Genomic DNA, 12,943 nt, shown 5'->3' on the forward strand with positions numbered 1-12,943 from the left:
TTTGGTGAACCGGTTTTTAAAACATTTAAGATGATAGACGCATGCTTTCAGGTACGCTGTCATCTGCGATGCGGACGAACTGTCCTTTATTGTAAGGATAGCCCGCTTCTGTGATTTTCACTTTGACAAGCTGGCCGATCATCTCTTCTGATCCTTCGAAAACCACTTTCATATAGTTGTCCGTATAGCCGACATACAGGTTGTCTTCGCCCGTTTCTGTAAACTGCTCCTCAGGAATGATCTCGAGAACGTCTCCTTCATAATCTGAAGCATATTCTTTTGCCAGCTGGTCTGATAGAGCAATCAGTTTGTGAACCCGTTCGTTTTTCACGTTTTCATCGACCTGATCGTCCATGCGTGCAGCCGGAGTGCCCGTCCGTTTGCTGTATGGGAAGACGTGGAGCTCTGAAAACTTGTGCTCTTGAATAAAGTTATAGGTCTCCATGAATTCTTCTTCCGTCTCTCCCGGGAAGCCGACGATGACATCGGATGTAACCGCAAGACCGGGGAGCGCTTTTTTAAGCTTTGTCAATCGGTCGGCGAAAAATTCCATTGTGTATTTTCTTCTCATCCGTTTCAGGACGCTGTTTGAGCCTGATTGAAGCGGAATGTGCAGGTGTCTGACAATTTTGTCTGACTTGTCGAGCACTTCAATAACCTCATCGGTTATTTGGCTCGCCTCGATTGAAGAGATACGGATTCGTTTCAAGCCTTTTACACGGCTGTCCAATTCTTTCAGGAGCTGTGCAAAATTATAATCCTTCATGTCCTCTCCATATCCGCCGGTATGGATGCCTGTCAGAACGATTTCCTTATAGCCGGCATCGACCAGCTGCTGCGCCTGGCGGATGACTTCTTCCGGATCACGGGAACGGAGAAGGCCGCGGGCCCATGGAATAATGCAGAATGTGCAAAAATTGTTGCAGCCTTCCTGAATTTTCAAAGAAGCGCGCGTCCGGTCGGTAAACGCCGGCACGTCAAGCTCCTCAAACACCCGGGCTTTCATGATGTTGCTGACACCGTTGATCGGTTGTCTTTCCTCTTGGTATTGCTTGATATATCCAAGCATTTTTTCACGATCTTGTGTACCGACGACGATGTCAACACCTGGAATCGCCATGATTTCCGCAGGGGACGTCTGGGCATAGCAGCCTGTCACGCAAATGACGGCATCAGGGTTTTGCCGGATCGCCCGTCTGATGACCTGGCGGCTTTTTTTATCGCCTGTGTTAGTGACGGTGCATGTATTAATGACATAAACATCTGCTGTGCTTTCAAAATCTTTTCGTTCATAACCGGCTTCTTTAAAGAGCTGCCAAATTGCTTCTGTTTCATAATGGTTGACCTTGCAGCCAAGGGTATGAAATGCAACGGTTGCCATTGTTATTCACCTCTTAATAACTCTGTATGATAGGAAACTGCCGCCAAAGCGTAAAGCGGCGCCGTTTCCGCCCTTAATATGCGCGGTCCGAGCCCGCAGGCGAGAGCGCCTTTTTCTTTGAGCGCTTCGATCTCGCTTTCTGAAAACCCGCCTTCCGGACCAAACACCATCAGCAGGGAAGAACCTTCCGGCAGGTCTTTGATCACGGATTGAAACTGGCTGTTTTCTCCTTGTTTCGATGACTCTTCGTATGCAACGACACATTTATCGAAGCTGGGAAGGCTTTCAAGCAAGCCTTTAAACGTAAGGACGCCCCCCACTTCGGGAATCTTGTTTCTGTGGGACTGCTCCGCAGCTTCCTTGGCGATTTTCAGCCATCTCTCCCGTTTTTTCTTCGCCTTTTTATGATCGAGCTTCACGACCGACCGCGACGCCTCAAAGGGGAAAAACGAGCTTGCCCCGAGCTCGGTGCCTTTTTGAATGATCCATTCGAGTTTATCACCTTTCGGGAGGCCGTTTGCGATGTGGACTCGGATCGGCAGCTCGCGATTTTTCCCGGTCCAGTCCACAACGGATAGCACAACCTCTTCCTTTGACAAAGATTCAATCCGGCATTCGGCTTCATGGCCGTCCTTCGCACAGCACATGACATGATCGCCCGACGACATTCTCATCACATTGACGATGTGGTGGACGTCTTCTCCTTTAATGATGACTGCGGGCAATGCAGTGATCTCCTGTTTTGTTTGTTCGATAAAATATCGTTGCATACGCTTTTAGACACCTACTAACGATTATTTTTGGGCGATGATGCTGACCCAGTCCTCCATGGAAAGCACTTCAATGATCGTGAAGCCCTCTTTTGCAAGAGCGTCTTTGACTTCCTGTTTTTTCTGCTGAATGATCCCCGACGTGATAAAATAGCCTCCTTCTTTCAGCAGATCGTAGGCCTGCTTTGTAAAACGAAGAATGACTTCCGCCAAAATGTTTGCGACAATGACATCTTTTTCTCCTGCAATCCCGTCGAGCAGATTGTTTTGCTTGATGTCGATGCGATCTGCGACTTTATTAAGCTTGGAATTCAAACGGGCGCTTTCAACGGCAACCGGATCAAGGTCGTACGCCTCTACCCGGTCGGCTGCGAGCATGGCTGAAGCGATGCTCAAAATGCCTGTTCCCGTTCCGACGTCCACGACTGAGTCGCCTTTCTTCACATACCTTTCAAGCGCCTGTATACAAAGGACTGTGGTCGGGTGCGTCCCTGTTCCGAATGCCATTCCCGGATCCATCTCGATGATCAGCTCATCTGTATGAACCGGCGTATACTCTTCCCAAGTCGGAACGATCGTAAATTTTTCGGAAATCTTCACGGGATGATAATATTTTTTCCAAGCTGTCGCCCATTCTTCTTCATTCACCTCACTGATGGTGATTTTATTTCTTCCGAGGTCAATATCATATAACAACAGATTGTTAATGGTTTCCTTGATGCCTTCCACGGTTTCTCCCAAAAAGCTGTTGATCGGGAGATACGCTTTGATGATGACCCCTTCATCAGGGTAATCATTGGGGTCGAGCTGGTAGATTTCTCCGTACACATTCTCACGTTCTTTTGTTAAATCAAGCGGATCTTCAATCACCACTCCACTCGCACCAGCTTCATGCAAAATATTTGAGATGGGCTCAACCGCTTCATTTGTCGTGTGAATGCAGATTTCGGACCATTTCATACTACCAACTCCTCATCCAATCATTAATCACCTTTAAAGGCGCGTTTTACTTTATCGAAAAAACTCATTTCCTGTTCATCTGGCATATTTCCGCTCACTTCAGCAAACTCGCGGATAATTTTTTTCTGGCTTTCCGTTAAATTGGTCGGTGTGACGACGCGGACGACGATATGCTGGTCGCCTTGTCCATATCCGCGGACATTTGCTACGCCTTTCCCTTTTAAGCGGAACTTCGTACCCGTCTGCGTTCCTGCAGGAATCTTTAATTTTACTTTTCCGTGAAGTGTCGGCACTTCGATCTCATCTCCGAGCGCGGCCTGTGCGAAAGTCAACGGCATTTCGCAGTAAATGTCGTCTCCGTCACGCTCGAAAAATTCATGCGGACGAACGCGGAAAACGACGAATAAGTCACCTGACGGTCCACCGTTTACACCCGGTTCGCCCTGTCCGGCCACCCGAAGCTGCTGGCCGTCATCCACACCCGCCGGAATGGTGACATTGATTTTCTTGCGTTTTTTCACTGTTCCTGCTCCGCCGCATGTTGAGCATTTGTGCTTAATTTGCTTGCCTGTACCGTTACAATAATGACAAACTCTCCGGTTGACGACCTTGCCGAATGGTGTGGACTGCTCCATGTTCAGCTGGCCTGATCCTCCGCAGTGTGAACATGTATCAGGTTTGGTCCCCGGCTTTGCGCCTGAACCATGGCATGTATCACACGTTTCCTCGCGCGGGATTTCGATTGTTGTCTCTTTTCCGAAAGCCGCTTCTTCAAACGACAGCGTCATCGTATATTGCAGATCGGCTCCCTGCCTCGGGGCATTTGGGTCTCTCCGTCTCGCGCCGCCGCCGAAAATGCTTGAGAAAATATCGTCAAAACCAAAACCGCCGAAGTCGCCGCCGCCAAAACCGCCGCCGCCGAATCCCTGGTTTGGATCGGTATGGCCGAATTGGTCGTAATGGGCCCGTTTTTGGTCATCAGAAAGTGTTTCATAAGCTTCTTTCACTTCTTTGAATTGATCAGCCGCTCCGGCTTCTTTGTTGATGTCCGGGTGATATTTTTTGGAAAGCTTGCGGTAAGCTTTTTTTATCTCATCTTTTGAAGCGCTCTTACTTACCCCAAGCACCTCATAGTAATCACGCTTACTCATCTCTTCACACTCCCGATTTTCTCACATAAATTAGATTGTATCATTTCAAATTATGTTTTTTCAATTCCTTTTGTCCCTAAGGAAGAAAAAAGTCAAAGTCAAGAGATCCTGACTTTGACTTTCATCGCCGGTAAGGTCATATACTGTGCGGGCCATGCCCGCACAGCTTTTTATTTTCTTACTTTTTGTCCTGGTCGTCGTTCACTTCTTCAAATTCTGCGTCTACGACATTGTCATCCGCTTTTTTGGCTTCTCCGCCTGCTTGCTGTGCTTGTGCTTGTTTTGCGGCTTCTTCGTAAAGCTTCGTTGAAAGCTCTTGAACGATGGTTTGCAGTTCTTCTTTCTTCGCCTTGATGTCATCAAGGTTATTGTTCTCGATCGCGCTTTTTAGCGCGTCTTTTGCTTCATTTGCTTTTTTGACTTGCGCTTCGTCCACTTTGCCTTCAAGGTCTTTCAGCGTTTTTTCAGTGGTGAAGACAAGCTGGTCAGCTTCGTTGCGAAGCTCGATTTCTTCTTTTTTCTTCGCATCGGCTTCAGCATTTTCTTCAGCCTCTTTTACCATGCGCTCGATCTCATCATCAGAAAGACCTGAAGAAGATTTGATCGTAATATTTTGTTCTTTGCCTGTACCAAGATCCTTCGCGCTTACGTTTACGATACCGTTTTTATCGATATCAAATGACACTTCGATTTGCGGAACACCGCGTGGTGCCGGCGGAATGTCGGTAAGCTGGAAGCGTCCGAGCGTTTTGTTGTCGGCAGCCATCGGGCGTTCACCTTGAAGAACGTGGATGTCAACAGCTGTCTGGTTGTCAGCCGCTGTTGAGAACACTTGTGATTTGCTTGTCGGAATTGTTGTGTTCCGATCAATCAGTTTTGTGAATACGCCGCCCATTGTTTCGATACCGAGTGATAAAGGTGTCACGTCAAGAAGGACTACGTCTTTGACGTCTCCAGTGATGACGCCGCCTTGGATCGCTGCGCCAAGCGCTACCACTTCATCAGGGTTTACGCCTTTATGAGCTTCTTTTCCAGTCTCTTTTTTGATTGCTTCCTGTACAGCCGGAATACGTGTTGATCCGCCGACAAGGATGACTTTGTCAATCTCGCTCGCAGAAAGCCCCGCATCTTGAAGCGCTTGACGGACAGGACCCATTGTGCGCTCTACTAGATGAGAAGAAAGCTCTTCAAATTTCGCACGTGTCAGCGTCAGTTCAAGGTGAAGCGGACCCGCGTCTCCCGCTGTGATAAACGGCAGGGAGATTTGCGTAGAAGACACGCCGGAAAGGTCTTTTTTCGCTTTTTCAGCTGCATCTTTCAAACGCTGAAGCGCCATTTTATCTTTTGAAAGGTCGATTCCGTTTTCTTTTTTGAATTCTGAGACGAGATGATCGATGATCACTTGGTCAAAGTCGTCTCCGCCAAGACGGTTGTCACCCGCTGTAGAGCGGACTTCAAACACGCCGTCACCAAGCTCAAGAATGGAAACGTCAAATGTACCGCCGCCAAGGTCGTATACGAGGATCGTTTGATCTTCATCCGTTTTGTCAAGACCATAGGCAAGCGCAGCCGCAGTCGGCTCGTTGATGATCCGTTCAACTTCAAGTCCGGCGATTTTACCGGCATCTTTTGTCGCTTGACGCTCTGCATCGTTGAAGTATGCAGGAACAGTAATAACGGCTTTTGATACAGTTTCGCCAAGATAGCTTTCAGCATAGGATTTCAAATGCTGAAGAATGATGGCAGATACTTCTTGAGGCGTGTACTTTTTGCCTTCGATTTCAACTGTATGGTCTGTGCCCATATGGCGTTTGATCGACATGATCGTATTCGGGTTCGTGATGGACTGGCGTTTCGCCACTTCGCCCACTTGGCGTTCTCCGCTTTTAAATGCAACAACTGACGGAGTCGTGCGGGCTCCTTCTGGGTTAGGGATGACTTTCGGCTCTCCGCCTTCAAGCACTGCAACGCATGAGTTCGTTGTCCCTAAGTCAATTCCGATAACTTTGCTCATGAAAATAACCTCCTGCTATGTAGTTATTGATTTACTTTCACCATAGAAGGACGGATCACCCGGTCCTTAAGTTTATAGCCTTTTTGCAGCTCTTCAACGACTGCATTTGATTCATATTGTTCATCCTCAACCTGCATCACGGCCTGGTGAAGGTTCGGGTCAAACTGCTGGCCGACGGAAGGGATTTCTTCAACACCTTCATTTTTAAGAGCCTCAAGGATTTGGCGGTGCACCATTTCCATCCCTTGAAGCAGGCTTTTCGTCTGCTCATTGTCAGGCTCGATCCCGAGAGCGCGATCAAAATTGTCGAGCGCCGGCAGCAAATCGCTGATGATGCGCTGTGAACGGTATTTTTCCGCTGCTTCAAGATCAAGGCGGGCACGTCGTTTGTAATTTTCAAAATCCGCCTGAACACGTAAAAGTTTATTTTCTTTCTCTTCAAGACGCTCTTGAAGTTCTTTTAGTTGCTTTTCAAGCAGTTCAGTTTGATTTTCTTCTGTCTGCTCATCGGCTTCCGGAGCCGCTTCTTCTGCTTCAGCAGTTTCAGCCGCTTCCGCTTCTGTCTTGTTCAGCTCTTCCTGCTCTTTTTGTTCCTGGTTTTGTTTTTCTTCTGCCATCTGTGTTCACCTCCCTTAAAGGTTCGTTCAATGATGAAGAGAAGGGAAAGCTCCCTTCTGCCTGTTTTCTGTACTGCCTTACCCATCATACAAACTTGTCAGCGCTTTTGACAAGTCAGACGATACATGCTGGAGCAAGCTGACAACGCGGGAATAATCCATCCGCGTCGGTCCGATTACCGCTATCGAGCCGATTTGTTTCGAACCGAGCGTATATGTGGCGGTAATCAGGCTGCAGTTTTCCATTTCTTCATAATCATTTTCTTTACCGATTTTAATGGTGATTCCGGCTTCTGTCGACTGAAAAAGCCGCAAAATCTCCTGTTCTTTCTCAATAAGCGACAAAAGGGATTTGACCCTTTCGATATCGTGAAATTCGGGCTGATTCAGCATATTAATCTTGCCGCCGAAAAACAGCCGGTCGGTATGGGCCGAAGAATCCAGCGTGGCGCCGAGCGCATTGAGAATCTGGTCATAGTTTTGAATGTGAGACCGCAAAAAGATGACCACTTCTTTAAAAATCCTGTCTTTAAGCTCTGATATCGGTACGCCCACAAGGCGTTCATTTAATATATTGACCAGCTTTTCAAGGTCTGAGAGATCGACCTCCGCCGGAAAATTAATCGTTTTATGTTCGACATGTCCCGTGTTTGTCACGAGAATCGCAATTGCCTTTTTCGGCTGGATCGGTACGATCTGAATTTGCTTCAAATGATTTTCACTCAGTCTGGGGCCGAGAACGATCGATGTATAATTTGTCAGGTCGGATAAGACTTGAGCCGATTTCTGAACGGCTTTTTCAAGTTCAAAGATTTTTTCTTTGAAAATGGAATGAATTAATTTCAAATCCGTCTTTGACAGCTTTCCTGGAGAAAGCAAATGATCAACATAATAGCGATAGCCTTTTTCAGAAGGAATCCGGCCTGAAGATGAGTGGGTTTTTTCAATAAATCCAAGCTCTTCCAAGTCAGCCATTTCATTTCTGATCGTAGCCGAGCTGAATGTGATGTCGTCTTTTTTAGAAAGTGTTCTTGATCCCACCGGCTGAGCTGAACGAATAAAATCGTTGACGATAACCTGCAAGATTAACAGCTGACGATTTGTTAACATTCATATCACCCCTGTTAGCACTCTCGGTGAATGAGTGCTAATTGTATATCAAAATTACCAAACCGCAATCAAAATGTCAATTATAACTCTCCCAAGAACGCCTGAAACACTTCATTACCCAATAGCTTTCCATCATGTGTCAAACATACGCTTTTTTCCGTGTTGAACACGAGTCCTTTTTCTTCGAGCGTGCGCAGGACGTCAGCGAAAAGATCGTCAAGCGGTGTGCCGTATTTCTCGAAAAACCGCTCTTTAGAAACGCCGGCTGTTTTTCGAAGACCGAGAAACATCTCTTCTTCAATCTGCTCATTTCTTGTCACCTGATGAATCTCCTTGTAAGGACACCCACTCTTGTCAATGAGGTCGATGTAATGTTTGACAGGGCCTGCGTTCACGGTTCGTTTGCCATTGATATAACCGTGTGCGCCCGCTCCAAAGCCAAAGTATTCTTCATTGCTCCAATATGTGAGGTTGTGCCTGCTTTCAAACCCTTTTTTCGCAAAGTTGCTGATCTCATATTGGTGGATGCCGGCCCCGGTCATTTTGTTCATGACAAGCTCATACATTTCAGCCTCCTGCTCCTGCTGGGGCAGGTGAAGGCGGCCTTTTTTCATCAGGTTGTAAAAGACGGTTTTCGGCTCGACAATGAGCGAATACACCGAATAATGCTCTGCGCCGAGAGACAGCGCCGTATCAAGCGATGCGTCAAGATGATGGACGGTCTGCCCCGGGAGGCCGAACATGAGGTCGAGGCTGATGTTTTCAAACCCCGCTTCTCTCGCCCTCTCAAAGGACGCGAACACATCTTTTTGCTCGTGAACTCTGCCGATCTTCTTCAGAAGCTCGTCTTCAAACGTTTGAACCCCGAAGCTCAGCCTGTCTACACCGGCTGCTTTCAACACGTTCAGCTTTTCGGACGAGAGATCGTCGGGATTGGCTTCGACGGCAAATTCAACCAAGCTTTCGGACGGCTTTAACACCGTGTGGATGGAGTCAAGCAATCGCTCAAGCTGACCGGCCGATAATGAAGTCGGCGTGCCCCCGCCGATAAAAATCGTCTTCAGCTCGGGGTGTCCGTTCGCCTCCATGGAATGGACCATTTCTTTTTCCAGTGAGCGCAAGTACTCGTCAACAGGCTGGCTTTGAATAAAAAATTTATTAAAATCGCAATAATGGCAGATGTGCTCGCAAAACGGAATATGGATATAAGCGGATTTCATTTATTTTTTCACCTTCTTTACGGGAAGAAGCCGCAGTGGTTAAGCTGCGGCGGCAGGGTCTTATGATTTCTGGCCGCTGTCGTCCATTTTCAGTACAGCCATAAAGGCTTCCTGCGGAACTTCGACAGAGCCGACCTGTTTCATTCTTCGCTTTCCTTCTTTTTGCTTTTCAAGCAGTTTGCGCTTTCTGGAAATATCTCCGCCGTAACATTTCGCCAGAACGTTTTTGCGCATCGCCTTGATCGTTGACCGGGCGATGATCTTCTGGCCGATGGCAGCCTGAACCGGCACCTCGAACTGCTGACGCGGAATCAGTTCTTTCAGCTTTTCAACGATGACCTTTCCGCGCTCATACGCATAATCGCGGTGAACGATGAAAGAAAGGGCGTCGATTTTTTCGCCGTTCAGCATGATGTCCATTTTCACGAGTTTGGACGGTTTATAGCCGATCAGTTCATAATCAAACGATGCATAGCCCTTTGTGTTCGATTTCAGCTGATCGAAAAATTCATAAACGATTTCAGCGAGCGGGATTTCATAAATAATGCTGACCCGGTTGGCATCGAGATACTGCATGTCGATAAACTGGCCGCGCTTGCCTTGGCATAATTCCATCACCGCCCCGACAAAGTCGTTCGGCACCATCATCGTCGCTTTGACGTACGGCTCTTCAACACGTTCGATCTTCTGCGGATCAGGCATATTTGACGGGTTGTCGACGACGATTTTTTCGCCGTCCGTCATGTAAACGTTGTAAATAACGCTCGGCGCCGTCGTGATCAGATCGATCTTAAATTCGCGTTCAATCCGCTCCTGGATGATCTCCATGTGGAGCATGCCCAGGAATCCGCAGCGGAAACCGAAGCCGAGGGCCTGGGACGTTTCAGCCTCATATTGAAGAGAGGAGTCGTTCAGCTCCAGCTTTTCAAGCGCTTCCCGCAAATCATTGTATTTCGCGGTATCGATCGGATACAGTCCGCAATACACCATCGGATTCAGTTTTCTGTAGCCTGGCAGGGCTTCCGGAGCAGGGTTTTCCGCGCTCGTAATCGTATCCCCGACGCGGGTGTCCCCCACGTTTTTGATAGCCGCCGTCAGGAATCCGACATCACCGACGGTCAATTCATCGACAGGAACGGCTTTCGGCGTAAATACACCGACTTCTGTGACTTCAAATTCCTTGCCAGTCGCCATCATCTTAATTTTCTGGCCTGCTTTGACGGTCCCCTGAACAACCCTGATATAAGCGACAACGCCTCTGTAAGCATCGTAGAGGGAATCGAAGATCAAAGCTTGCAAAGGCGCTTCCGGATCGCCGCTTGGAGCCGGGACTTTTTCGACGATCTGTTCGAGAATCTCCTCAATTCCGATACCCGCTTTGGCAGAGGCCAAAACGGCTTCTGAAGCATCGAGTCCGATGACATCTTCCACCTCTTGGCGGACGCGCTCAGGCTCTGCGCTCGGAAGGTCGATTTTATTAATGACCGGAAGAATTTCGAGGTCATTATCAAGCGCAAGGTAAACGTTTGCGAGCGTCTGCGCCTCAATCCCCTGTGCCGCGTCAACGACGAGAATCGCGCCTTCACACGCCGCCAGGCTTCGCGACACCTCATAGGTGAAGTCTACATGCCCCGGGGTGTCAATGAGGTGAAAAATATATTCCTCTCCGTCTTTCGCTTTATATTTCAGCTGTACGGAGTTCAGTTTAATGGTGATTCCTCTTTCTCGTTCCAAATCCATCGAGTCGAGCAGCTGCTCTTTCATTTCCCTTTGAGTGATTGCCGCCGTTTTTTCCAATATCCGGTCTGCCAAAGTGGATTTTCCGTGGTCAATATGGGCGATAATAGAGAAATTGCGAATTCTCGACTGTCTTTGTAATCGTTTTTCTTTGTCTGTCACACTAATCACTCCTACTATGAAACGCAACATGCGCTAGCTTAGATTATATCAATAGGCATGTGAAGATTCAATGTTTAGAAATAAACGCGGAGGAAAGCGGATTTCCCATCATGGAAGCGGCAAAAAAGAGAAAAACAAGCTGGATGGTGCAGCTCGCCTTTCTCTTCGTCTTAATCCGTTTTCTCTTTTATCCAATCATACAAAGACCGGGCCGAGTTCGTGACCGAGTCGGCCAGGGCGCGGCCGGCGGAAGAAAAGAAGTTGAATGCTTCCAATTGTTCAAGCTCTTTCTGCTTTTCTTCCAAATCGATTTGATGGCCGAGAATTGAAGCCTCTTTTGCTTCACCTTCAGAAAAGCTGAGCGCTCCTTTTAAATCGGGGTCTTTGTAGCCCTTCATTTCCAGCATCCCGTTATTCGCCTGCTGCATGCCGAGCAGAACGCCGAAAAACATGACGGCGGAAACCAATATACATTTCCCTATAAAAGAAGCCACTTTTCATCACCTAGTTTCTATTGTTTTTTCTTATCGTCTTCACCTGAAGGGGCATCGACTTTTTCCGCCTCCCAGAACATCTCGCTGAACACGTCGGCCGTTGCGTCTGCGGCCCGTTCCAGCTCTGCGCGGTTATTATCGACGCCTCCGAATTCCATCAAGACCGATTGCTCGTTTAAATCCTGGTTGTATACGCCATTATCTCCAGAAGCGCCTTTCGATATAACGCCGCGGCTCAAGCCCGGATATTTTTTTTCCATCCGTTCATGCAGCTCTTTTGCCAGCTTTAAATTCGCTTCAAAATTAGAGCTTTTTTTGCCGATGACAAACGCGACCCGCGCATAGCTTTTTCCGTTTATCGTCGTCGTGGTCGCTTTTTTGCGCTGCGCATCCCGGTGAATGTCAATAAAGTACTGCAGATCCTTGTTTCGGGCCATCGCTTCTTTCACGACCGGCCTTGATTCATCATAGGAGCGCGGATAGCTCCAGCCTTTCTTCTTCAGGTTGGCCTGAATGTCCGTTTTATCCACTTTTGCGCCGACGCCTTGAGATTCCATAGCATCAGCAAGCATATCGCTGACAAGCGTGACATTCGCTTTTGAATGCATGGCAAGGTTTGGATCGGTTTCACCCTTTAAAAACGGCAGATACGATTCGGTATTATGCGTGTTATAAATAAATACCACTTTCCGGTCGCCCGTCGACTGCTCGGGAGGTCTTTTGTTTCCATCGTCTTCTTTCTTTCCTTCAATCTCTGCAAGATTTGCTTCTCTTTCTTCTTTTAACACTTCAGTCGGCGGCGGAGATTCTGAGGGCATATTGGTATAATCGGTCCCCTGCCCGGCGACGAGAATGTCTGAATCAAAATGCGAAAAGCCGGGAAGCTCGCGTCCGAGAAAACTCCGCGGGTCTTTTAAATTAATGCTTGTCGCCAATTTGAGAACCAATGGCGAAAGCTCAATCCTTTTGTTTGGATCAGGCAGTGCAGATGCGAAATAATGGTTTTCCATCCCCAGGATGTGTCCAAACGCCTCACCCGCCAGCTCATCCGTCACCCGGTAAAACGAAGAAGACGGTCTCAGTTCAGGCCGGAGAGATGTGAGCACCCCTGACAAAATAAAAACAAGCAGCAGGCCGGCAATAAACAAGAAAACTGATTTGACCGCCGTTCTTCCGTTTACGGCCAGCACAAACTGACGATTTCTGCCTCTTTTTTTCATCGTAATCCCTCCAGAGCTTGTCTAGTAAATAGACTATGTACAAGCTAGAGGAAGTAGAACAAGTAAGTTTCCCGAAAATCACCTGCTCCGGATACAAAATAAAGGAG

Annotated in this window: 11 protein-coding genes; all 11 read right to left on the reverse strand. The window is 47.8% G+C overall.

Going from position 1 to position 12,943, the window contains the following annotated elements:
- Positions 1–25: 25 nt before the first annotated feature.
- Positions 26–1,381, reverse strand: coding sequence for a tRNA (N(6)-L-threonylcarbamoyladenosine(37)-C(2))-methylthiotransferase MtaB (mtaB, locus tag BTR1S_RS09230; protein WP_006637615.1), 1,356 nt, complete (start codon positions 1,379–1,381; stop codon positions 26–28).
- 2 nt (positions 1,382–1,383) lie between these two features.
- Positions 1,384–2,151 (reverse strand): 16S rRNA (uracil(1498)-N(3))-methyltransferase, encoded by a 768-nt coding sequence (locus tag BTR1S_RS09235; RefSeq protein ID WP_006637616.1) that lies wholly within the window; start codon positions 2,149–2,151, stop codon positions 1,384–1,386.
- Between the two features lie 24 nt (positions 2,152–2,175).
- Entirely contained in the window at positions 2,176–3,111 is a 936-nt protein-coding gene (prmA, locus tag BTR1S_RS09240) for a 50S ribosomal protein L11 methyltransferase (RefSeq protein WP_006637617.1), read from the reverse strand.
- Positions 3,112–3,134: 23 nt separating this feature from the next.
- Positions 3,135–4,262: a molecular chaperone DnaJ gene (dnaJ, locus tag BTR1S_RS09245; protein ID WP_006637618.1), complete on the reverse strand. Its 1,128-nt coding sequence runs from the start codon at positions 4,260–4,262 to the stop codon at positions 3,135–3,137.
- A 178-nt stretch (positions 4,263–4,440) separates the two neighbouring features.
- On the reverse strand, positions 4,441–6,276 hold the full coding sequence (dnaK, locus tag BTR1S_RS09250) for a molecular chaperone DnaK (protein WP_006637619.1): 1,836 nt from the start codon (positions 6,274–6,276) through the stop codon (positions 4,441–4,443).
- Positions 6,277–6,299: 23 nt separating this feature from the next.
- Positions 6,300–6,893: a nucleotide exchange factor GrpE gene (grpE, locus tag BTR1S_RS09255; RefSeq protein ID WP_029419358.1), complete on the reverse strand. Its 594-nt coding sequence runs from the start codon at positions 6,891–6,893 to the stop codon at positions 6,300–6,302.
- 78 nt (positions 6,894–6,971) lie between these two features.
- On the reverse strand, positions 6,972–8,003 hold the full coding sequence (gene hrcA, locus BTR1S_RS09260) for a heat-inducible transcriptional repressor HrcA (protein WP_006637621.1): 1,032 nt from the start codon (positions 8,001–8,003) through the stop codon (positions 6,972–6,974).
- A gap of 80 nt (positions 8,004–8,083) precedes the next feature.
- On the reverse strand, positions 8,084–9,223 hold the full coding sequence (gene hemW, locus BTR1S_RS09265; RefSeq protein WP_006637622.1) for a radical SAM family heme chaperone HemW: 1,140 nt from the start codon (positions 9,221–9,223) through the stop codon (positions 8,084–8,086).
- A 60-nt stretch (positions 9,224–9,283) separates the two neighbouring features.
- On the reverse strand, positions 9,284–11,122 hold the full coding sequence (lepA, locus tag BTR1S_RS09270; protein ID WP_006637623.1) for a translation elongation factor 4: 1,839 nt from the start codon (positions 11,120–11,122) through the stop codon (positions 9,284–9,286).
- 170 nt (positions 11,123–11,292) lie between these two features.
- Positions 11,293–11,616, reverse strand: a complete 324-nt coding sequence (locus BTR1S_RS09275) for a YqxA family protein (RefSeq protein WP_029419357.1) — start codon at positions 11,614–11,616, stop codon at positions 11,293–11,295.
- A gap of 17 nt (positions 11,617–11,633) precedes the next feature.
- Positions 11,634–12,836, reverse strand: a complete 1,203-nt coding sequence (spoIIP, locus tag BTR1S_RS09280; protein ID WP_006637625.1) for a stage II sporulation protein P — start codon at positions 12,834–12,836, stop codon at positions 11,634–11,636.
- Positions 12,837–12,943: the final 107 nt, after the last annotated feature.

The sequence above is a fragment of the Bacillus sonorensis NBRC 101234 = KCTC 13918 genome (assembly GCF_001592005.1).
Taxonomy (GTDB): Bacteria; Bacillota; Bacilli; order Bacillales; family Bacillaceae; genus Bacillus; species Bacillus sonorensis.